This window comes from Paenarthrobacter sp. 4246 (assembly GCF_040546855.1).
Lineage (GTDB): Bacteria > Actinomycetota > Actinomycetes > Actinomycetales > Micrococcaceae > Arthrobacter.
On the sequence record NZ_JBEPOP010000005.1, the window covers coordinates 326,354 to 348,068 of the forward strand.

General features: G+C 63.2%; 16 protein-coding genes. 7 read left to right on the top strand and 9 right to left on the bottom strand.

Annotated elements, in window-relative coordinates:
• Positions 1–15: 15 nt before the first annotated feature.
• Positions 16–1,152: a YlbL family protein gene (locus tag ABIE35_RS11855; RefSeq protein ID WP_354515104.1), complete on the bottom strand. Its 1,137-nt coding sequence runs from the start codon at positions 1,150–1,152 to the stop codon at positions 16–18.
• A gap of 209 nt (positions 1,153–1,361) precedes the next feature.
• On the opposite strand from ABIE35_RS11855, the gene ABIE35_RS11860 reads away from it, so the two are divergent.
• Positions 1,362–2,825 (top strand): zinc-dependent metalloprotease, encoded by a 1,464-nt coding sequence (locus tag ABIE35_RS11860; protein ID WP_354515106.1) that lies wholly within the window; start codon positions 1,362–1,364, stop codon positions 2,823–2,825.
• Positions 2,826–2,885: 60 nt separating this feature from the next.
• Here ABIE35_RS11860 and ABIE35_RS11865 read toward each other — a convergent pair whose 3' ends face one another.
• Genes ABIE35_RS11865 through nudC form a run of 3 tightly spaced genes read right to left on the bottom strand, consistent with a single transcriptional unit; the run spans position 2,886 to position 6,612 of the window.
• Positions 2,886–3,494, bottom strand: coding sequence for a M48 metallopeptidase family protein (locus tag ABIE35_RS11865; RefSeq protein ID WP_354515108.1), 609 nt, complete (start codon positions 3,492–3,494; stop codon positions 2,886–2,888).
• Positions 3,494–5,626, bottom strand: coding sequence for an ATP-dependent DNA helicase UvrD2 (locus tag ABIE35_RS11870; protein ID WP_354515110.1), 2,133 nt, complete (start codon positions 5,624–5,626; stop codon positions 3,494–3,496). Before ABIE35_RS11870 ends, ABIE35_RS11865 begins: the two co-directional genes overlap by 1 nt.
• On the bottom strand, positions 5,623–6,612 hold the full coding sequence (gene nudC / locus ABIE35_RS11875; RefSeq protein WP_354515111.1) for an NAD(+) diphosphatase: 990 nt from the start codon (positions 6,610–6,612) through the stop codon (positions 5,623–5,625). Before nudC ends, ABIE35_RS11870 begins: the two co-directional genes overlap by 4 nt.
• 172 nt (positions 6,613–6,784) lie before the next feature.
• Between nudC and ABIE35_RS11880 the strand changes: the two genes are divergently transcribed.
• Positions 6,785–8,068, top strand: a complete 1,284-nt coding sequence (locus tag ABIE35_RS11880; RefSeq protein ID WP_354515113.1) for a macrolide 2'-phosphotransferase — start codon at positions 6,785–6,787, stop codon at positions 8,066–8,068.
• Positions 8,069–8,097: 29 nt separating this feature from the next.
• On the opposite strand, the gene ABIE35_RS11885 is transcribed toward ABIE35_RS11880, so the two are convergent.
• The 3 genes from ABIE35_RS11885 to ABIE35_RS11895 are packed head-to-tail and all read right to left on the bottom strand — an operon-like array spanning position 8,098 to position 15,382.
• Positions 8,098–11,622, bottom strand: coding sequence for an ATP-dependent helicase (locus ABIE35_RS11885; protein WP_354515114.1), 3,525 nt, complete (start codon positions 11,620–11,622; stop codon positions 8,098–8,100).
• Positions 11,619–14,969: an ATP-dependent helicase gene (locus ABIE35_RS11890; RefSeq protein WP_354515116.1), complete on the bottom strand. Its 3,351-nt coding sequence runs from the start codon at positions 14,967–14,969 to the stop codon at positions 11,619–11,621. Before ABIE35_RS11890 ends, ABIE35_RS11885 begins: the two co-directional genes overlap by 4 nt.
• The gene (locus ABIE35_RS11895) at positions 14,966–15,382 is read right to left on the bottom strand and encodes an MGMT family protein (RefSeq protein WP_354515118.1); all 417 of its coding nucleotides are present in this window, start codon (positions 15,380–15,382) and stop codon (positions 14,966–14,968) included. The genes ABIE35_RS11890 and ABIE35_RS11895 overlap by 4 nt, the downstream gene beginning before the upstream one ends.
• Positions 15,383–15,448: 66 nt before the next feature.
• Here ABIE35_RS11895 and ABIE35_RS11900 point away from each other — a divergent pair, with 66 nt between their 5' ends.
• The 4 genes from ABIE35_RS11900 to ABIE35_RS11915 all read left to right on the top strand — a co-directional run bounded on the left by ABIE35_RS11900 (position 15,449) and on the right by ABIE35_RS11915 (position 18,945).
• Positions 15,449–16,159: a 3'-5' exonuclease gene (locus tag ABIE35_RS11900; protein ID WP_354515120.1), complete on the top strand. Its 711-nt coding sequence runs from the start codon at positions 15,449–15,451 to the stop codon at positions 16,157–16,159.
• Positions 16,160–16,483: 324 nt separating this feature from the next.
• Complete coding sequence (locus tag ABIE35_RS11905) at positions 16,484–17,434, top strand: ABC transporter substrate-binding protein (RefSeq protein ID WP_091468676.1); 951 nt, start codon at positions 16,484–16,486, stop codon at positions 17,432–17,434.
• A 12-nt stretch (positions 17,435–17,446) separates the two neighbouring features.
• Positions 17,447–18,211 (top strand): amino acid ABC transporter permease, encoded by a 765-nt coding sequence (locus ABIE35_RS11910; protein WP_354515122.1) that lies wholly within the window; start codon positions 17,447–17,449, stop codon positions 18,209–18,211.
• Complete coding sequence (locus ABIE35_RS11915; RefSeq protein WP_207594071.1) at positions 18,208–18,945, top strand: amino acid ABC transporter ATP-binding protein; 738 nt, start codon at positions 18,208–18,210, stop codon at positions 18,943–18,945. The genes ABIE35_RS11910 and ABIE35_RS11915 overlap by 4 nt, the downstream gene beginning before the upstream one ends.
• 66 nt (positions 18,946–19,011) lie before the next feature.
• On the opposite strand, the gene ABIE35_RS11920 is transcribed toward ABIE35_RS11915, so the two are convergent.
• A complete protein-coding gene (locus tag ABIE35_RS11920; RefSeq protein WP_354515125.1) occupies positions 19,012–20,082 on the bottom strand; it encodes a glycoside hydrolase family 3 N-terminal domain-containing protein in 1,071 nt (356 codons plus the stop codon).
• Here ABIE35_RS11920 and ABIE35_RS11925 point away from each other — a divergent pair.
• A complete protein-coding gene (locus tag ABIE35_RS11925; RefSeq protein ID WP_354515127.1) occupies positions 20,054–20,287 on the top strand; it encodes a hypothetical protein in 234 nt (77 codons plus the stop codon). The two genes, ABIE35_RS11920 and ABIE35_RS11925, sit on opposite strands and share 29 nt — an antisense overlap.
• A gap of 98 nt (positions 20,288–20,385) precedes the next feature.
• Here the strand turns inward: ABIE35_RS11925 and hemL are convergent, their stop codons facing one another.
• Complete coding sequence (gene hemL, locus ABIE35_RS11930; RefSeq protein WP_354515129.1) at positions 20,386–21,705, bottom strand: glutamate-1-semialdehyde 2,1-aminomutase; 1,320 nt, start codon at positions 21,703–21,705, stop codon at positions 20,386–20,388.
• Between the last annotated feature and the right edge of the window lie 10 nt (positions 21,706–21,715).

Consider the following 21,715-nt stretch of genomic DNA (forward strand, 5'->3'; position numbering starts at 1 on the left):
AGTTCCACCGCCAGTCTAGTTGTTTGTGCAGGTGGGAAGGCCCGTCGTGTCGTCTCCCGAACCGAGCCGTTCCACAGCGGCCGTGGCATCGGCCAGTGTTTCGACCTTAACTACCTGCAAACCATCGGGAACATGGCCCACGACGTCAGCACAATTGGCGGCCGGAGCCAGGAACATCGTGGCCCCCTGCTGCCGTGCTCCGATCATCTTCTGGGCTATCCCGCCGATGGGACCCACGGCGCCATCGGCTGTGATGGTTCCGGTGCCGGCCACGTGTTTGCCGCCCGTCAGGTCGCCCGGGGCGAGGTTGTCGATGATTCCCAAGGCGAACATCATTCCGGCGCTTGGTCCACCCACGTTTTCCAAAGAAATACTGACATCGAACGGGAAGGTGAAGTCACTTGCCAGGAGCACACCCAAGACATAGCGGTCGGCCGAATTCCTGGTGGGCGTAATGGTTTCCGTCACCGGAGCCCCGTTCCGCTCGACCACCACCACGGCCGGCGCCCCTGCACCAGCAGCCAACTCGGCCTGGATCACGCTCATGGAGGTGATGGCTTTGCCGTTGATGGACTTCAGGAGGTCGCCCTCCTGGATTTTCCCGGCTGAGGGTGAAGCTTCCGAGAGTCCCGCGACATTCAGCCGTTGCTCAAACGGGATGTCCAGCTCCCGCAATGCGGCGGCGAACGCATTCTCCTGGGATGTCTCCATGGCGATCTCACCCTCTTGGACCGTTTGCTCAGCGGTGGTGCCCTTGGGGTAGATCAGTTCCTCGGGATAAATGGCTTTGGAGCTGTCCAACCAAGCACGGAACACATCAAAGATGGTGGCCGGGCTCTTTGGACCGCCGGTCATGACCACGGTGGTGAGATCCAGGTTGCCGCTGGCGGGAAAGGATTCGCGTCCGGAGATCTTGATAACGGGTTTGTCGCCGTCTTTGCCCAAGGTATTGAACGTAGGCCCCGCTGACTCAATAACGTAAGGAACCGGCAGGGCGGCAGCGCCAATGCCGAGTCCCAGTGCCAAAAGGCCTGAGATCACCATGATCATGTACCTGGTGTCGCGGGGAGGTGTCGGAGACACCGGGGAGGGATCGGAGTCGGGCGTTTGACGCGGATCCAATGAGCCCTCGGGGCTGGGCGAAGTTAGCATTGAGGCCTCTCTATGCCGGCAAGCTTGACCGGTTCCATGGCTGTTGCCACCGAAGACGGCAGCTGCACATACCAAACATCAACACTACGCGGTCCGGCGTTGGCGGGCTGCTTTGCCTACAGCGAACGACGCCGCATCCGGGCAGACAGCGCTACGGCCGCGGGGTACGGTGAAAGAGATCACCAGCCAGTTCGACGATCGGCGGCACCATGACATCCAACCCCAACAACCCGTCCAACGACGACGACACTCCCAAGGATCCGTTGGCAGAGATGCTGCAGAACCTGATGGGCGGCCAGGGCATGGGCAACATCGATCCCGCCGAGCTTGCCAAGGCAGCCGGCCTGCCTAACGATCCCCAACTGCTCCAACAGATGTTCGCGCAAGTCCAGGCCATGATGAGCTCCACCTCCGAGGGTCCCGTGAACTGGCAGCTTGCCCATGAGAATGCGCGACGGGTTGCAGCCGCAGGCACTGATCCCTCAGTAAACGCCGTGCAGGCCCGGGAGATCGACGAAGCCCTCAGGCTTGCGGAACTCTGGCTGGACCCCGTGACCGATCTTTCAGCAACCGGCCTGATCGGCCGCGCGTGGTCGCGGGCAGAGTGGGTGGAGGCGACTCTCGGTACGTGGAAGCGCCTGACCGAACCCGTTGCCAACAGCGTCGCCAACGCCCTGTCCACTGCCCTCACCCAGCAAATGCCCGAGGAAATGAAGTCCATGATGGGCGGTGCCTCGTCAATGCTGCAGAACATGGGTGGCGCAATCTTCGGCATGCAGCTGGGGCAGGCCATCGGTGCGCTCTCGGCCGAGGTTGTCAGCTCCACCGATATCGGTGTTCCTCTGGCTGACCTGGAAATGGCGCTGTTGCCGGCCAACGTCGCCAAATTCGGTGAAGGCCTCAGCCTCCCGGAGAACGACGTCCGTCTGTTCCTTGCCGTCCGTGAAGCGGCGCACGCCAGGCTTTTCGTCCAGGTTCCGTGGTTGCGTGGCCACCTTCTGGGCGCCATAGAGGCTTACGCCCGAGGGATCCACATAGACATGTCCCGTATTGAAGACCTCGCCCGCGACCTTGATCCCAGCAACCCTGAGGGAATCCAGGAAGCGCTCTCGCAGGGCGTCTTCACCCCGGAACGGACCCCGGTGCAGACTGCCGCCTTGGAGAAGCTCGAAACCGCCCTCGCCTTGGTTGAAGGATGGGTGGACGAGCTCACCGCGGAGGCCACGGACAAGGTCCTTCCTTCTGCCACCGCTCTCCGCGAGACGGTACGTCGTCGTCGCGCCACGGGCGGCCCGGCCGAACACGCGTTCTCGTCCCTTGTTGGCCTGGAGCTGCGTCCCCGCAGGCTCAGGGAGGCCGCCACGCTGTGGGCAACGCTGAAGGAAGAACGCGGCATCGCCGGCCGCGACGCGATCTGGCACCACCCGGATCTGCTCCCCACCGGTGAAGACCTGGACGATCCCAAGGGCTTCTCCGAACGCCGCCGTTTGGCCGAAGCCAGCGACAGCGAAGTTGACGACGCCCTGCAGAAGCTGCTCAGCGGCGGCTATGACACGAACGAAACCGGCGATAGTGACGCCGCGGATGCCCCGGAAAAGGGCGATGCTGCGGAAAAGTCCCCTGGCAAGGAAACCGAAGAAGATGATACGGACACCGAGGGCCCGGCCAAGTAGGCGGGCCCCCGGGAGCTCTACGTAGCAACGGCCGCCATCTACATGGTGGCCGTTGTTGCGTTAAGCCCCCGTGTCCGGCGCCGGGTTTGAATCCGGAGGAAGACCCCTTGAGGTGGCAAAGGCAACACCTTCCAGGAAGGCCTTTGCGCGCTGCGTCTCCGGATACGAGTCCACCAGCCTCCAGAAGTCGGCATTGTGCCCCGCCACCAGCAAGTGCGCGAGCTCGTGCACCAGAACGTAGTCGATAACCCACTGCGGCATGGACTGAAGCTTGTTGGAAAGCCTGATGGTGCCGTCCGCCGGAGTGGCAGAACCCCATCGCGAATTCTGGTTGCTGACCCAGCGGACGGACGTCGGGACGGCCCGCCCACCCAAATAGGTCCGGGAAAGATGGGCGGCATGCTCCGCGAGGACTTCGTCTGTCGCCGGGCGACGTCTGCCCTGGCCTGACCGCCGCTCGCCCTGCTTCTTCAGCTTGGCCAGCATGCGGTGGACCCACTCCCGTTCCTGGGATTTGGTGAAGCTTGCCGGGATGGCAACAACAGCTTTGCCATCCTCCCAAAAAGCAGCGACCGTCCTGCGCCGTCTGGCTGATCGGCGCACGACCACGGGAGCGCCGTCGTCAGTGACCAGGGGAACGTCAGCATTCGTAGCCGATCGGCGCACCATCAGAGCTCAGTGCTTTCGGCCAGGACCGTCAGGACCGCTTCGCCGTATCGTTCGAGCTTGGACGGCCCAATTCCCGCCAAACCTGCCAACTCCTCCAGCGACGATGGCTTGGCCTCCGCGATGGCAGTAAGCGTTGCATCAGTGAAAACAACATAGGCAGGGACATCGGCGGACTTCGCTTCATCCTTGCGCCATTGCCTTAGCGCATCAAAGGTTTGTTCCTCATAGGACGGCGGGCACTGGGTGCAACGTCCCACCTTGCGTTCGGCACCGCTGGCGAGCATGGTTCCGCACACCCTGCACGACGCCGGTGCGGCCGCTTTCCGGCGCGTGGGACCTGTCTTGCTGCGGGCATTTGCGGACGCCACTGAGTTGGGTCGAAGTCCGTCAAGGAACCTCGAGGGCTTGCGGTTGGCACGGCCACCCGGTGTGCGGGCCGTGGACCAGGACAAATTCAGGTGTTCCCTTGCCCGGGTGATTCCGACATAGAGCAGTCGTCGCTCCTCATCAACGTCTTCCGGGGTGTCAGCAAAGGAAATGGGCATGAGTCCTTCGCTGAGGCCCACCAGGAACACAGCATCCCATTCCAGTCCCTTGGCTGCGTGAAGGGATGCAAGGGTGACCCCTTGGACGGTGGGCGCGTGCTGGGCTACCGAGCGTTCCTGGAGTTCGTTGACGAATTCGGCCAGCGTGAAAGCCTCACCACGGCTGACGGCCAGTTCATCTGCCAAAGCGACCAATGCCGCCAAGGATTCCCACCGTTCACGGAGCGCTCCTCCGTTGTGGGGCGCGGCGTCCGTATATCCAAGGGAGGCGACGATGTCCCGAACGATCTGCCCCAGCGGTTCCTGCGGCCCCTCGGCAACGGCCCGGGTTGCGGCGCGCAGTTGGAGGATGGCATCGCGGACTTCCTTGCGGGCGAAGAACCGCTCGCCGCCACGAAGCTGGTATCCAATACCGGCTGAAGCGAGTGCTTGTTCATACGCTTCGGACTGGCCGTTGGTGCGAAACAGAATGGCGATCTCGCTGGCCTTGATTCCGGTATCAAGCAGTTCCTGGATCCGGCCTGCCACCACTGCAGCCTCAGCCTCGTCATCCGGGCATTCCATGAAGCGCGGTTCGGGACCGGTCGGCCTCTGGGCCACAAGCTTAAGCGGCGGCGCCCAGGCAGCATCCGCAATGGGTCCACCGCTTCGCCGGGACCCGAGGAGGTCATTGGCCAACTTCACCACTTGCGGGGTGGACCGGTAGTCGCGAATCAGCTTAACGACAGTAGCGTCAGGGAACTGCGTTTTGAACCCCAAAAGGTGCTTGGGTGAGGCACCGGTGAAGGAGTAGATTGTCTGGCTGGCATCGCCCACTACGCATAACTCGTTCCGGCCTCCGAGCCACAGATCCAGGAGCCGCTGTTGCAGCGGGGAGACGTCCTGGTACTCGTCCACAACGAAGTGGCGGTACTGTTCCCGGACTGTTGCCGCCACTTTTGGATCCTCTTGGAGGATACCTACTGTGATCAGGAGGACGTCTTCGAAGTCGATGACGTTCCGGTCAGTCTTGATGTCCTCGTAGGCCTGGAAAACCCTGGATACCGCGGTCAGGTCAAAACCGCCGGGGGTTCCGCGGTCCTGGGCGTTTTCAAGGTAGTTGGCGGGAGTGAGCATGGACACTTTGGCCCACTCGATTTCTGCGGCCAGATCCCTGATGGTTGCGCGGTCGGTGCTGAGCCGAAGCCTGCGGGAAGCCTCCGCGATCATATTGGCCTTGTGGTCCAGCAGGTTCGGCAACGTACCACCAATGGCCTGGGGCCAGAAGAACTGCAATTGCCTCAGGGCGGCTGCGTGGAATGTGCGGGCTTGGACATTCGCCACACCAAGGTCCCGAAGCCTGCTGCGCATCTCCGCTGCGGCTCGGGCCGTAAACGTTACGGCCAGCAACCGCTGCGGACTGTAAACGCCGGAGTGGACCCCGTACGCGATGCGGTGTGTGATGGCACGCGTCTTGCCCGTGCCCGCTCCCGCAAGTACACACAGAGGCCCGGTCAGGGTACTTGCTACTTCGCGCTGTTCCTCATCCAAGCCGCCGAGGATGCGTTCCTCAAGTGAACCACCGGTATCGAAAACGTCTTCGGTCACGGCTGGAAGTCTTCGATAATGCCGCCATACCAATGTTCAATCAGTGAACGCGCAATGGAGAGGCGCGAGGAAATGGTGATCTCCCCGCTGGAAACGGCTGCCTGCAACTCTTCGCGGCTGAACCAGCGCGCCCTGGTGACCTCAATGCCATCCGGCCGGGCAACCGAGTCTTCAGTGGTTGCGGTGAAGCCCAGCATCAGCGAAGCGGGAAATGGCCAGGACTGTGAGCCGAGGTACTGGCATGCCGACACGCGCACACCTACTTCTTCCCCGATTTCCCGGACAACCGCCTGCTCCAACGATTCTCCGGGTTCAACGAAACCCGCAAGCGTGGAGTAATTCCTGGCGTCTGTGGGGCCCCCACCGCCCAGAAGCAGGCGGCCGTCCGGACCCACCACCGTGACGATAATCGCAGGATCAGTCCGGGGGTAATGCTCTGAATTGTCCTTGGGGCACCGACGCACCCATCCGCCGGCCTCGATGTCCGTTGGCTTGCCACACTGCGGGCAGTGTGTATGCGTCGCGTGCCAGTTGGAGATGGCGCTGGCCTCGATGAACAGCGCAGTATCGGTGGCGTCCAATCGGCCCGCGACTTCCCGGAAGCCCGCCCATTGGGCATCGGCAGGTACCGTGGCGGTGCCCGGCACTGGGGGTTCCGATACCGTAAACAACAGAACAGGCGTGCCTTCAGGCAAGGAAGACGATTCCAACGTGATACCCAGGTAAACAGCCGCGGTGGTACCGTGATTTGCTCCCTTGAGTGCATTCCACAGGGTCGTGGCGTCCCCGAACCACAGTCCATCAGCGGTCACGAGTGCCTTGCGCTGGGAAATAACCATGGCTTTGGCCGTGCCGGAAGCCACGAGGTCCTCCACCATGCCGGGCTTAATCCGGACCCCGGAGCCACGATCCACCATGGCAGGGCGCACTGGAAGAACGGTCTCCATCAGGTGGTTGGCCAGCGCCGGTGACTCCGTATAGCTCATGTATCTACCGTACTGATTCGTACCGACAAAAAACATTTGGGAGGGTCCCCCCTTGTGGATGCATCCCCCCTGGGCGTCAATCGCCTGCAGAAAAGCCCTGTTTTAGGGCGGATCTGAAGACTCGCCGCACTGCATCATGGCCACAGCCCCCACTCAATCTACCGTTGAGAAGGTGAGAAGAACACCGCTCGAACTGGCCGCTATAGCAACCGCGGCGGTGCCTGGCCTGGCGCCGACGGCTACAGCCTTTTCCCCCGACGATGACGCCGACTTCGACTCGGCGTTGCTGCTCGACGCGGATGGCAAACGCTGGCGCGTTCGTTCGCCGCGCCATCCGGAAGCCAGCACACGGCTGGAAACCGAATTCATGGTGCTGCGCGCGTTCGCTCCGTCCATTCGGGCAGAGCTGCCCTTCCACGTGCCAACCATTGCCGGCACTGTGCGCCAGGGCGACCTCACGACTTTTGTCTACACCCACCTGCACGGTGCAATGCTCTCCATTGAAGAGCTATCTGCCGGGAGTCCCGCCCTTGCCAGGGAGATCGGCTCAGCGCTGGCTGCCATTCACGACCTCCCCTTGACCTTGGTGACCAACGCGGACCTGCCCAGCTACTCTGCCAATGAGTTCCGGCAGCGGAAGCTCAATGAACTGGACCAGGCGGCAACCACCGGTAAGATTCCTGCCACCCTGCTCCGGCGCTGGGAGCATGCCCTGGAAGACGTGGCGCTGTGGCGGTTCAATACCTCAGTGGTTCACGGTGACCTCCACGAAGACAACCTCATGGTGCAGGATGACTCCGTGACTGCCCTGACGGGGTGGACCGATCTACGGATTGGTGATCCGGCCGACGACTTTGCATGGTTGGTGGCATCGAACGAAGCGTCGTTCGTAGAGGCCGTCTTGAACCAATACACCCAGGCACGCCGTGAGACGCCCGACGTTCATTTGCTCCGGCGGGCCGCTTTGTTGGCCGAGTTCGCCTTGGCCCAGTACTTGGTCAAGGCCATGGCTGCCGGGCACCAGAGCATGACGGCGGAGGCAGAGTCAATGCTTCAGACACTCTCCGCTGACATTGACGAGCAAGCGCGGCGTGACGAAGAAGCAGCGCAGGCCGCCGAGGATGCGGCCGCTGAAATCGAGGCTGCCGAAGCGCAGGCTGCCGCCACGGCAGCAGGCCAAAACCCTTCTGTCAGTGTCGTAGCGATTCCCAACGCCGGACCAACGGTTACGGTGGCAGCCATACCCGGGACGTCTGCCACGTCCCCGGAGCGGTCTCTGAAGTCGGCACAGGAAGAGAGCACTGCCCCGGGGTCAGCGGCTGACGCAGAGGAAACGGAGAAGCCCGTGACGGCCGGGGGCGGCGATTCGCACGGGACCAACGATCCCGACGACACGTCCACCGCCGCCATCAGCGTGGTCAAGGTGACGCCGCTCCATACAGCCGACCGGTCCTAGCACCAATTGGTCCCCAGCGGCGGTCGGCCCTAACGTCCCCGACCGCTGGCCTCCAACGCCTTGGCAACGATTTTTTCCAGTTCGTCGGCGGTGCCCAGATCGTGTGGCCGGACCACTGAGTCATCTGCCACGTAGTAGAACGCCGCGCTGACCTCTTCCAGGGGCACACCCTTAAGCCTGGCCCAGGCCAGCCGGTAAACGGCCAACTGCACGGCACGCGTCGCCAACTGTTGACCTGCGGGTCGGCGGCCGGTTTTCCAGTCGATCAACTGCCAGCGGCCGTCCGCGTCGCGGAACACGGCATCGATGCGTCCACGGACGACGACGTCGCCGATCCGCGTCTCCACAGGCACCTCGACGAAGGCGGGCGCGCGTTGGGCCCATTCGGACTTTTTGAACGACGCCACCATCTCGTCCAAGCCGTACGCCTCGTCGATATGGGAATCCGAACCCGGGGCCTCATCGAGGTCAAGCATGCCCGTAGTCCCGAAGTACTCTTCAACCCACGCATGGAAGGCCGTGCCTTTACGCGCCGAAATACCGGGTTCGCGTGGCACCGGCCTGCGGAGCTGCGAAAGCACTGCGGCCGGGTCCGCGCCGAGGTCCACGAAGAGTGAGGCAGAGATGTGGCTCGGAAGGTGGACGTCCTGGGTGGTCTTGCGTTGCTGTTGACGGTCAAGGAGCAGGTCTGCCTCCTGGGCCCATTTCGCCGCCGGGCCCGTGAGCTCAGGTGCCCGTGCTTGGGACGATGCGTCGGCGATGAACGCACGGACGTTGGCCGCGGCCTGGTCCATGGCGAGCCTGCGTCCGGGAACCAGCCTAAGACGGTCGCCCGTCCGGGGATCGCACGGACCTTCAAGGGGATCATAGGGGAACCCGGCAACTTCCATTGTGGTAGTCAAGGGGCTTTTCTCCGGGAGTGTTTCCTCGGCCACGGATTCGGGATGAACAACCGCTGAGCCTGTCCGGCCTGCGGGCGCCCCATTACCTTCGCCTGCGGCGACTCCAGCAAGAGGCGCCAAGTCGGAGAGAAAGGCGGACATGCCAGCCATACCGGAGCGCGAACCGTTCCAGGCCGCACTGGACGCCCACAGAACATATTTTGCCCGGGTGTACGCCACATAGGCCAACCGCCGCTCCTCGGCCTCACCGTGATGCTGGACCTCGGCCTTGAAATCCTTCTCCGCGTCCAGCCATCCCTTTTGGTCTGGCTGGTCCAGGTCCCACTGCGGAAGGTCGACGCGGTCGCCCCGTAACGGCCAAGGCAGCGCCGCAGCCCCAGTGCTCCACCGTGAATCCCTCGTGCTGGGAAATGATCCGGCATTGAGGCCAGGGACGAAGACGACGTCCCACTCCAGCCCCTTCGAGGCGTGAACCGTCAGCAACTGCACAGCTTCCCGGCTGGTCTCCACTGGGGCCAGATCCAATCCGCCTTCTTCGGAGGCCGCTGCCTCCAACCACGACAAGAAGGCCAGCAGATCAATCCGTTGGGATGTCTGCAGGAACCCGGCCGCGGCATCCTGAAACGCATCCAGGTTCCGGCGGGCCTGGTGGATGCTGATTCCAGGCTTGGCGGCCACCTCGATATCCAGGAGCATGGCGCGTTCAACCTCACCAAGGAGCGTAGTGAGATCATCCCCGATGTAGCTCCGGAGGGAACGAAGTTCCGAGGCAAGGCGGGTCAGTCGTTCCAAGGCAGTGGGACTAAGGGTTCGACCATGCCCGGACGTCCAGCCGGGCTTGGGCAGGAAGTCAAGGGCCTCCACCAGGCTGGAGGCATCGGTGATGTCACTTTCCACCACCACCGCGGCCGGTTCCTCGTTGTCATCCATGGGTTCGGAAGCGGTGCCCGGATTTGACCGGCGGCGAGCCAGGAAGCGCGACCAGTCGTTGAAGGCCATCAGGTCTGCCGGGCCAATACGCCATCGGGCCCCGGCCAGCAGCCTCATCAGGGCATCGGACCGCCCGGGATCAGCCAACACCCGCAAGGTGGCCACCAGGTCCACGATTTCCGGAGTGTCCAACAGGCCGCCAAGACCCACGATCTCGTAAGCGATTCCCTGCAGCTCGAATTCCCGGCGGAGGCACTCCATCTGCGCCCGCCTCCGGCACAGGACAGCCATGGTCGGTTTGACGGGCGTCCCGTCCTTCTCTTCCTCGAAGACTGTCCGTTTGTAGCGACGGACGTCGCGGGCAATGACTGCGGCTTCGTCCTCATCCGTGCTGAAACGACCGATCACCACACTTCCGTCCACCGCCGCCGGACTCGGGGCCAGCGCTGGGACTGAGACAGTGCTGGCTGTATCCCTGCCCCCTGCCGGGCCGTCCGTGGCCGCAGCCTTGTTCAACGGCGCGGCGATGGTGTTGGCTGCTTCAAGGATGTTCCTGCCGTTCCGCCAAGCGGTGGTCAGGTATGAGGTCGGAGCCACTGAATAAGTCTCTGCGCCGCCTATGGTGTCCCTATGCCGAACCGGGAACTCCTGCACAAAGTGGAAGAGCTGCCCGGCAGAGGCACCCCGGAATCCATAAATCGACTGGTTGGGGTCCCCTACCGCTGTCACGGCGTGACCTTGACCAAAGAGGCGTGAGAAGAGGACCAGCTGGGCATGGGAGGTGTCCTGGAATTCGTCCAGGAGAACCACCTTGTACCGCGCCCGCTCCGTGGATGCTGCGAGCGGAATGTCGCTGGCAATCCGGGCAGCAAGGGCCACGAGGTCCCCAAAATCAAGGACTCCGCGTTGCCGCTTTGCTTCCTGGTAGCGCACCACCATGTCTGCCACGCTGGCGCGTGTCCGGAGCATGGCTGCCAATGATGCTGCTGCCTGGGTCGGATTTTTGCTTGCACCAGCTACATAGGGAAGCTGCTCAAATGTCTCCACGCGCTCCAGCACCCAGTTGCGTACTGAACCTGGATCCTGAAGGTGCTCGGCGCACTCCCCCGCCAACTGTATGACGGCGTTGACCAAAGTGGACTTGGCTGCGGTGAAATGCTCGTAGTCGCCGTCGTAGGCCTCTACTACTTCGCTGGCCAGCTGCCAGGATTGTGCCCCACCCAGCAGGACGACGTCGCGCTCTATGCCCAGCCGGAGCCCGTAATCGGACACGATGCCGCTTGCGTAGGAGTGGTAGGTGGAAACCTTGGGTTCGAGGTCGTCAGCCCCCAGGAGCCCCTCCGGGAACCCGATGCTGCCATCGTCCTCTGCCGCGATGCGCTGGAGGGTGGCCAGTTTGCTTCGGATCCGGCTGGCCAACTCGCCGGCAGCTTTACGCGTAAACGTCACGCCAAGTACTTCCTCCGGACGGACCCACCCATTGGCCACGAGCCAGACCACCCTGTCCGCCATGGTGGCTGTCTTGCCGGAGCCAGCCCCGGCGATCACCAGCCGGGGTGACAGTGAAGAGGCAATGATCTCCGACTGTTCGGCAGTGGGATGGTTCTTCTCGCCAAGGATGCCGGCCAGCTCAGACGGAGAGAACCGGGGTTCGGGAACATGTGTGCCGCCACGGGTGCCGGGCAGCGCGGCGGCAAATCCGTCCAGGAGCTCTGTTGTCATTCGGTGACCTGCTTTCCTCTGGCGCACAATGGGCAAACATCCGGGAGGCGGCACCCATGGCCGCCATGCCCGCTCTTGCCGGGGTCGTGCCGTGCTTCGAACGAGGCCCCTGCCATTAAGGCAGCAGCGTCGTTGACCAGCTCCTCCGCCCAGTTCACCGAAGGAACCAGGGGATCCTGCTGCTGCACTGCGGGCGTCTTTGTCTTGGTTCCAAGGTGGGCCAGCACCGCGCCGCCGGGTGCGAAACCAGCAGCGCCGGTGCGGGACCCGGCGTCGAGCATTTCTTTGCCGGTTCCAGCGTCCTGGAAGGCACCTTTGAGCACCGCGGCCTGATAGGCACCCAATTGCGGGTGCCTGGCAACTTCGGCCTTGCCCGGTTGACGCTTGCCGGTCTTGAGGTCCACCACCACAAGCCGGCCCTGGGAATCAACCTCCAAGCGGTCCACCTGACCCCGGAGCACGGCCTGCCGGGTGGCAACCGCTTCGGGATCTGCCGGGTCCGAGGCATCGAGACTGACTTCGGGAAGCTCTACTTCGAAGTCGTGCTCTACGGCCAGCAGGCTCCTTCCCTCGCTGCGCATGATGAGGATGTACTGGGCCAATTTGCGCACCATATGTTCTGCGCGTTGGAAATCGAGCTTCCCTTCCCAGTTATCCTTCATGCCCAGGGTTGGCCACCGGCGGACGAGTTCAGCCACGTACTCTGATCCAGACGCCTCGGGCAGTTCCTGGGCAATGCTGTGGACCAACGTGCCAAGGCTTCGGGCGAAATCAGTGGCAGCCTCACCACCAGCGGCCTGGACGAACCAGTCCAGCGGTGACTTATGGACAGCTTCAACCTTGGAAGGTGAGACGGAGACAACACTCCCCGGAGGGACAACAGGCTCCCTGGAACTCAGCGGCGCCAAACCCCACCATGTGTCCGGGTGGGCCCCCGGAACGGGTGGATCCGTGCTTGCAAGCCGGGCCAGTATCCGCGCTGCTTCCTGCCCTGCGGCGGAAACGCTGACGCCGTCGGTAACGGACTCCGCCATCTGTGCGTGCTGCCTCAGCTCCGCAACAAGCGCCCTGAGCGTCATGGGGCGGTCCACGGGAGTGTAGTCGCGTTTGTACTGTCCGGGCTCCAACGGTGCTACGTAGTCCAGGAACGCCGAGGGTTGGTCGTCTTCAGAGGAGACGGCCGTGCAGATCAAGACCTCACGGGCCCGGGAAACCGCCGTTGAGAAACTCCGGAGTTCGTCGTAGCGGATATCGCGGAGTTTGCTCAGTGGTCCCCGCCGCACGGCGTAGTCCACTCCATGCTCCACGGCGTCGGCGTATACGGTGCTGCCAAGCAGTTCACCACGCAGGCGGGTATTTGGCCAGACGCCTTCCTGGAGACCGGCGACGATCACCACTGGCCATTCCCGTCCCGCTGCGCTGGCAGGCGTCATAATCTCCACGCACGCCTCAAGCTGGGCACGTGCCGCAAGGGTGTCCATGGGAAGTTCCTGGTTCAACAGATAGTCCAGGAACTGCTCAGGGCCAGATCCGGGCAATTGGTCCACGAACCGTTCGGCCGTGTGGAACAAGGCCATCATGGCGTCGAGGTCGCGATCCGCACGTGCGCCGGCGTTGCCACCCTCCATCGCCATTTCCGCCCAGCGCGACGACAAACCGGTTGCCTGCCACAAAGCCCACAAAACTGACTCCGCATTGGCACCGGGCTCGGCAGCGGCTGTGGAACCTGCCGCGATCATGCGGGCAAGACGGCGGGCCGCGCTGCCTTCAATTCCCAACGATGCCAGCGCTCCGGGTTCCAGCAGCGCTTCCACCAGCAGGGCATCGCTGGACCTGCCGCCTCCACCCAGGAGTTCCTCGCGCCTGAGTGACTGCCTAAGCCGGCGCAATTCGATGGCGGTGGCTCCGCCGACGCGCGATGTCAGCAGCGAAACAGCCGTTTCCGGCGTCAACTTGGCTGGGTCCAGGACAATGGCGAAGGCCTCCAGAAGAGGACGCACAGCTACTTCGTCCCGGACAGCCGAGTCTGCCACTGGAACACGCACCGGTATTCCCTGGCCGCTCAGGTAGCGCTGCATCTGGGAAATTTGTCCACCGTTCCGCACGATCACGGCGATGTCACTGAACTCCCGGCGTTCCCTCAGTTGGGCTTCCAGAATCCGCTGGGCTACGTACCGCAGCTCATGCACAGCAGATGGCAGCACATGCCCTTCCACCCTGCCATCACGAGCAGGCGGTCTTCCTGCAGTCTCCGGATCCGGCGTTTGCTCAAGCCGTCTGGCCAGCTGACCGCCGGAACGCTGGGAAATACGTGCCGCGACGCGCGTCCAGGCCTCGGCTACCACGGGCAGGTGCCGGTGGGTGAACCACAAAGGACGTTCAGTGACCCCGCCCTGTGTGCCTCCCAACAGCGAAGGCAACTCGGCCACAAGGTCAGGACGGGCACCGCGGAAGCCCTGCACTACGGTATCCGGGGAGTAGGTGACCACAACGTCCTTGCCCTCCGATATGTCGGCGAGAAGTTCAAAAATCGCAGGATTGGATTCCTGGGCGTCGTCCACGAGGATCAGCTGAAGGCGTTCACGTTCCGCGGCCAGGAATTCCGGCGAATCCTGGAAGATCTGGCGCGCCGTAGTGATGATTCCTGCGGGGTCGAACGCCTCGGGCATGCGGAGGTCCAGAACGTCCCGGTATTCGCTGTACAACTCCGCTGCGGCCATCCAATCGGGACGACCGCATTCGTAGGCGAGCCCCACCAAATCCTCTGCGGTACGGCCAGACTCAATGATGCGGTCGAACAACTGGCGGATCTCGTGGCGGAAGCCCCGGGTGGGCAGCGCCGCACTGAGATCCTCCGGCCACGGCAACTGGAAACCCGGCCGCGCATGGCCTTCAAGGAGTTCTTTGATGATGAGGTCCTGTTCCGGACCTGAGAGGAGCTTTGGGGGCCTGGCCAAGGGTATGACGCCTTCGGCCTTCGCCCGCCGAATGACGTCGAAGGCGTACGACGCCCAGGTGCGTGCCGGCGTCGTACTGAGACTGCGGTCCAGCCGTCCGGTGAAGGTGTCCCGCAAAGCTGCGGCGGCGTGGCGCCCGGGAGCGAGTATGAGGATCTGCTCCGAATTCAGTCCATCTTCGCGGACCCGGCGCACTGCGGATTCCACGAGCACCGTTGACTTGCCCGTGCCCGGACCTCCGGGCACAAGCACGGGGCCGGTCCCCTGTCGGAGGGAAACAACCGCATGCTGGTCCGGGGACAAAACGGGGGCCGCATAGTGGGTCTCGCGCGGAGGCAGCAGGCGAAGTGCTGCCGGTGGTTGGCGTGTTTTGGCAGGAGTGGCGGTCACACAGTCATTTCATCATCGGGCACCGACAATTTATGGAGTTGACGCTCCAACCGGTCAGAGATCACATCAAGTTGATCGAACTCGGCGTCCGAAGGAGCCCATCGCGCGGTGGTCAGGTCAACCCGCCAACGGCCTTCACCTGTTCTGAGGAAGGCCTCGTAGGCGCCGTGCAGCGGGGTGGATTCCTGCAGGTAATGCTTCAAGGCATCGACCTCGTGACCCGGAGGCGCTTCTCCGCTGGCCCGCAGGACTCGCCACCAAGCCACAGAGCTGCCGTAGTGGCTCATGACTGCGCCGACCTGACGCGGCCCGCCGGCACCCAGGAGCTCTGCCACGTCGCCGTATGAGACCGCCGAGCCCGACGGTACGAGGTCCACCACCGCAAGAACCGCCGTCACATACTCCATCCGCATGTGTTCAGGGTAACGGCAGGAGTGTCGCGCCCAAAGACTGTCGGACCCAGCCGGTAACTTGAAATCATGAGCTCCTGGAACACCCTCTCCCGTGCCGCATTCGACCTCGAGACCACGGGGAAGAACTCGCGGTCGGCGCGGATAGTCACCGCTTCGATCACCGTTGTGGACGCCCATGGAGAGCTCATAGCCGAACACGAATGGCTGGCAGATCCGGGCGTTGAGATCCCCCTTGAGGCCAGTGAAGTTCATGGTGTGACCACCGAGAGGGCCCGCGCGGAAGGCCGCCCGGCCGCGGAGGTTACCCGTGAGGTTGCCGCGGTTCTCCAGGAACTTTTCGACGCCGGCACTCCAGTCATCGCTTTCAACGCCAGTTACGACTTCACGGTACTGGCGGCCGAGTCCGCGCGTTATGGCGTACCGCAGCTGAGCCGCTTTCCCGTGCTGGACCCCTACGTGATGAACAAGCAAGTGGACCGCTACCGCAAGGGCAAGCGCACCCTCACGGCCCTGTGCGAGGAATACGGCGTGGACCTGACCAACGCGCATACCTCTGCCGCGGATGCACTCGCCACTCTCCGTGTCCTGGACGCGATGGCCGGTAAGTTTCCCAAGCTGCAGATGCCGGCAACCACACTCCACCAGCTGCAAGTAGACTGGGCGGCATCGCAGGCCGCCGATTTCCAGCAGTATTTGCGGCGCAGCAAACCCACTGCGGTCATTGAGGGCGAGTGGCCGGTCCTGCCGCCCGAGGACGCCAGCCGCGGCGGTTTCTAAGCCAGGGATATCCCGCCAGGGCTTCGCCCTGCGACGCATGTCACATGATTCTCGGGAACCCGCGTTTTAGCCTCAGTTGCGCGCGGATTCCACGAGCCAGAGCAGTGTCGGAATAGTACGGCGGTCGACGACGCTGACGCGGGAACTATATTCGGCGTAATCGATCGCAAGCCACCGTTTCTTCGATTCACTATGCTCCGGCGGGCTGGTGACATAATTAAGTTTGGCGGGTTGAAGTCTGCTAAGGCAGCAAACCTTCTTTCGGTTGCCACATTCCCCGCCCACCGTGAATCGTCTCCGTGACCCGATGAAAGTGATTTCTTTATGAAATTCAAAGCCCCTAAGTGGCTGTCTGTTGCCCCCGTGGCCGCAGCCCTGGTGATTTCCCTGGCAGCATGCGGCGGTGGAACTTCCGAGCCCAGCGGTTCGCCCACCGATGCACTGGCCGGCAGCGACCAGAAATCGCTCGACACGTTCACGACGGCTGAGGTGACGCCGCTGGACAAGATCGACAAGTCCAAGCTGGGCCTCATCACCGACGGCACCCTGCGGGTGGGCACCCTCTCCGACGCCCCGCCGAACATCTTCATTGACCCTTCGGGCAAGTTCACCGGCTACGACAATGAGCTCTTGCGCGCCATTGGCGACAAGCTGGGCCTCAAGGTTGAGTTCGCCTCCACTGACTTCTCAGCACTCCTGTCCCAGGTAGGCAACAAGCAGTTCGACGTCGGATCCTCCTCGATCTCCACCACGGACGCCCGCCGCAAGACGGTCGGTTTCACCAACGGCTACGACTTCGGCTACATGGCCATCGTGACCAAGAGCGACTCCAAGGTCACCGGCTTCGCCGACGTCAAGGAGGGGCTCCGCATCGGCGTTGTCCAGGGCACCGTCCAGGATGACTACATGACGAACACGCTCAAGATCGAGCCGGTCCGCTTCCCTGACTACAACACGGTCTACGGCAACGTGAAGAACGGCCAGATCGACGCGTGGGTTGCTCCTTCCCAGCAGGCAGAGGGCCAGGTCAAGGAAGGCGACAACACCAAGATCGCCGAGAAGGTTGTCAACACGCAGAACTTCACTGCCTACGCCGTGAACAAGGACAACCAGCCCCTGATCGACGCCTTGAACTCGGGCCTGGATGCTGTCATTGCAGACGGCACGTGGGCCAAGCTCACGGCCGAGTGGTACAAGGACCGTCCGACTGCTGCCGAGCAGACCCCCCAGGGCTGGAAGCCGGGCAGCAAGGCCGTCCAGCTCCCCGCCAAGTAACCAGGGCGTTCCATGGATATCCTCAATCAACTGGCTGAGACCTTCTTTGACTGGGAGGCAATGGGCGAAGTCCTCCCCAAGATGTTCGCCGTCGGCCTGCCCAATACCATTGTCCTGGCCGTCGTCTCGGGCATCATCGGGACCGCGCTGGGGATGCTGCTCGCCCTGATGGGGATTTCCCGGAACGCAGCAGCACGGTGGATAGCCCGCATTTACACGGACATTCTCCGCGGGCTTCCTCCGGTGCTGACCATCCTGGTGATCGGGTTCGGTTTCGGCCCCATCATTCGTGAACTGACGGGCTCCACCAGCCCGTACCCCATGGCCATCGCGGCGTTGTCCTTGATGTCCGGCGCGTACATCGGCGAAATCTTCCGTTCCGGCATCCAGAGCGTGGACAAGGGACAACTCGAAGCAACCCGCGCCCTCGGGTTCAGTTACGGCTCATCCATGCGCCTCGTGGTGGTGCCCCAGGGAATCCGCAGGGTTCTTCCTGCCTTGGTCAACCAGTTCATCGCGTTGATCAAGGAATCCTCGCTGGTGTTCATGCTGGGCCTTCTTGCCACAGAGCGCGAGATCTTCCAGATCGGCAAGGATGCCGCCGCCAACAGCGGCAACCTGTCCCCGTATGTCGCTGCAGCCATCTTCTACCTCGCGCTGACCATCCCGCTCACGCACTTCGTGAACTGGATTGATGCCCGCATGCGCTCCGGCCGGCCGGAGAAGAAGGAACCGGACGAGGCAGCAGCAGTGGTAGGAAAGGGAGCCCAGGCATGAGTGAATTCGCTTCAGGAACTTTGACGGCGAAGAACATCCATTTGTCCTTCGGCAGCAACCACGTGTTGCGGGGCATTGACCTGCACGTCGAGAAGGGCACAACGGCCTCCGTGATCGGCCCCTCGGGCTCGGGCAAGTCAACCCTCCTGCGCGTGATGAACCGGCTCATCGAGCCGGATCAGGGGGACATCCTGCTGGATGGACGCTCTGTCCTCAAGGACAACCCGGACGAACTGCGCCGCCGCATTGGCATGGTCTTCCAGCAGTTCAACCTTTTCCCACACAAGACGGTGGCGGAGAACATTTCGCTGGCCCTGCGCAAGCTCCGTGGCATGTCCAAGGAACAGGCCCGCGATGAAGCCCTGGCCCAGTTGGACCTGGTGGGATTGAAGCACAAGGCAGACGCGCGGCCAGCCAACCTCTCAGGTGGACAGCAGCAACGTGTAGCGATTGCCCGCGCGCTGGCCATGAAGCCCGAGGTCATGTTCTTCGATGAAGCCACCTCCGCACTGGACCCGGAGCTCGTCAAGGGCGTCCTTGCCCTGATGACGGATCTGGCCCAAGGCGGCATGACCATGGTGGTGGTAACCCACGAGATGGGCTTCTCCCGCAATGTCTCCGACGTCGTGACCTTTATGGACGCCGGTGTAGTGGTGGAGTCCGGCCCCCCGGAGCAGCTTTTCACCAATCCGCAAACGGAACGCCTGCAGGGCTTCCTGTCGGACGTCCTTTAACCAAGACAACCACCAGTCTTGAGAACCCCGCCTTCCTTTGGAAGGCGGGGTTCTTTGCTGTGATCATTACCCCGCTTTGACCCGCAGCACTGTCAGGACGGCAGCATCCACCTTGGCGCGGAAGGAGGCATCTGCCGTGGCCTTCTTCACCACGGCCTGGTGCATGGCAGGAATGCTCGCAGGATCTGCACAGACCAGCATGGTCCCACCGGCCCCAAAGAAGTTCAGGGCGCGGTCCGCATCGGACCAGGCGCCCAATTGCGCGGCACTGCAGAGGTCGTCGGATAGAACAATCCCCGTGAAGCCGGCGTCTGCACGCAGCATCGTGTCCATCACCGTAGCCGAGAAGGGTGCGATGTTCGCGGGGTCGATCTTGTCGTAGTAGGCATTCGATACCATGACCCACTGCGTACCTGATGTGATGGCAGCGTGGAACGGCTCCAGGGCGGGATCGTTCCGGGTGGTCGAGGTATCCCTGACATCGCTGGTGACATCCGTGTTGGGGACTACCCTGCCCAGACCGGGGAAGTGTTTCACTACAGGGGCGACGCCCGCGTCCTTCATGCCATCGGCAAAGGCATTGCCGAGGGCCGACACCGTGCCCGGCGCATACCCGTACTCGCGTTGGAAGTGGCCAATCGGAGCGTTGGACGGTGCGAACTCCGGGCTGGTGACTGTGTCCAGCACGGGCGCAAGATTGACGTTGACGCCGGCGCTTCGCAGCTCCTTGCCCCAGATTGCAGCATCGGCACGGAGCTTTGACTCCCCTGCCCCTGCCTGCACCAAAGCACTGGGAATTGTTGAGAACCCCGGACCCGAAAGAACCTGGACATACCCGCCCTCCTGGTCGGTAGCTACGAAGAGGGGCACACCGCCGGTGGTGGCGGTGGAAACCGTTCCCGTCAAGGACGACACGACGGCAGCGGTGGCAGCACTGCCTGCCTTGCTGCGCCCGCTCAGGTAGACGTTGCCCGCGTGATATTCCTTCAACGCCTGCATGGTTCCCGGCTCGGCGCCGGTGGCCTTGGCCGCCACCATGAACAGTTGGCCTACCCTTTGTTCAAGACTGAGCGCCGCCAACTGTTGCTCCGCGGCCGTAGGAGCGCTGGTGGCAGGCGCAGCGGAGGGCGAAGGCACCGTGGATGGCTTTGTTGGCGCCGCTGATGCGGTGGCTGGCGGCGGTGAAGAAGCAGAAGCCGACGGCGTCGCTTCCGTTGCGGGTGGGACGGTGCCTCCGCTGCCGCTTGAGCAGCCGGACGCCATGGCGAGCAAAGCTCCAGCCGTCGCGATGCTTACACCGAAGGATGCAATTGTCTGGGTCTTGCGCATGGTAAACCGTTAGTTCGTTGGGGGTGGGTTTCCACTTACGAGCCTACCCCTTGCGGACACAGCAATGCCCCGGCCCAGTGCCTTCCGCACCAGCCCGGGGCATCAGCAGGGTCAGGCCGTGGCGCCGGCAGCAGCCTGTGCAGCTGCGGGAAGAGCCTCGAAAATACGGTTCATTGCTGCGTCGTCGTGGGCAGCAGACAGGAACCACGCCTCGAAAACGGACGGCGGCAGGTAAACGCCCGAGTCCAGCATGGAGTGGAAGAACGGTGCGTAGCGGAAGCTCTCCTGAGCCTGCGCGTCATCGTAATTGTGCACGCCGTGGGCCGAGGTACCAAAGGCGACCGAGAACAGGTTCCCTGCCCGCTGGATGGAGTGGTCGACGCCTGCAGCATCCAGAGCTGACGAAAGTGCCGCGGAGAGTTCCAGCGAGCGGGCATCAACGTAGGCGTAGACCTCCGGTGTTGCATGGGTCAGCGTGGCTACGCCGGCCGCCATGGCCACGGGGTTTCCGGACAACGTGCCGGCCTGATAGACCGGGCCAATGGGAGCAAGGTAGTCCATGACGTCGGCACGGCCGCCGAGTGCCGCCGTCGGCATTCCGCCGCCGATGACTTTGCCGAAGGTGAGCAGGTCAGGCGCCCACCCTTCCTGGCGACCTGTCAGGCCCCAGTAACCGGAGTAACCAGTGCGGAAACCGGTCAGGACTTCGTCCACGATCAGGAGAGCCCCGTGCTCCTTGGTGATGCGGGACAGCCCTGCGTTGAACCCCTCTCCCGGGGTGACGACGCCCATGTTGGCGGGAGCTGCTTCCGTGATCACGGCGGCAATATTGCTGCCGTGCGTGGCGAAGGCGGCCTCAACTGCGGCGAGATCGTTATAGGGCAGGACCAGGGTTTCAGCCGCTGTTGCCTCGGTGACGCCGGCAGAGCCCGGAAGGGCCAGGGTGGCAACGCCGGAACCTGCGGCGGCCAGCAAACCGTCCAAGTGGCCGTGGTAGCAACCAGCGAACTTGATGATCAGGTTGCGGCCGGTGAAGCCACGGGCGAGGCGTACGGCGGTCATGGTCGCCTCGGTGCCGGTGGACACCATGCGCAGGCGCTCGACGGCGGACACCCGGTCCTTGACGATCTCGGCCAGGTTGGCCTCATCCGGAGTGGAGGCACCGAAGGACAGGCCGCGGTCCACGGCGGCGTGCACGGCGTCGAGGACGGCAGGGTGGGCATGACCCAGTAGCGCAGGCCCCCAGGAGCAGACGAGGTCAACGTACTCCTTGCCGTCGGCGTCCGTGAGGTAGGCTCCCTTGGCCGAAACCATGAACTTCGGGTTGCCACCGACGGATCCAAAGGCACGGACCGGGGAGTTCACGCCGCCAGGCATGAGGGACCGGGCGCGGTCGAAGAGCTGATCGGACACAGGGGTGTTGGAAGTCATGGTTCCTATT

Bases quoted from the DNA above. Each gene is read 5' to 3' on its own strand.
- nudC (WP_354515111.1), bottom strand. From the start codon at position 6,612: ATGAGCTATACGGAGTCACCGGCGCTGGCCAACCACCTGATGGAGACC.
- ABIE35_RS11905 (WP_091468676.1), top strand. From the start codon at position 16,484: ATGAAATTCAAAGCCCCTAAGTGGCTGTCTGTTGCCCCCGTGGCCGCA.
- ABIE35_RS11910 (WP_354515122.1), top strand. From the start codon at position 17,447: ATGGATATCCTCAATCAACTGGCTGAGACCTTCTTTGACTGGGAGGCA.
- ABIE35_RS11865 (WP_354515108.1), bottom strand. From the start codon at position 3,494: ATGGTGCGCCGATCGGCTACGAATGCTGACGTTCCCCTGGTCACTGAC.
- ABIE35_RS11860 (WP_354515106.1), top strand. From the start codon at position 1,362: ATGACATCCAACCCCAACAACCCGTCCAACGACGACGACACTCCCAAG.
- ABIE35_RS11885 (WP_354515114.1), bottom strand. From the start codon at position 11,622: ATGACAACAGAGCTCCTGGACGGATTTGCCGCCGCGCTGCCCGGCACC.
- ABIE35_RS11900 (WP_354515120.1), top strand. From the start codon at position 15,449: ATGAGCTCCTGGAACACCCTCTCCCGTGCCGCATTCGACCTCGAGACC.
- ABIE35_RS11895 (WP_354515118.1), bottom strand. From the start codon at position 15,382: ATGCGGATGGAGTATGTGACGGCGGTTCTTGCGGTGGTGGACCTCGTA.
- ABIE35_RS11915 (WP_207594071.1), top strand. From the start codon at position 18,208: ATGAGTGAATTCGCTTCAGGAACTTTGACGGCGAAGAACATCCATTTG.
- hemL (WP_354515129.1), bottom strand. From the start codon at position 21,705: ATGACTTCCAACACCCCTGTGTCCGATCAGCTCTTCGACCGCGCCCGG.
- ABIE35_RS11855 (WP_354515104.1), bottom strand. From the start codon at position 1,152: ATGCTAACTTCGCCCAGCCCCGAGGGCTCATTGGATCCGCGTCAAACG.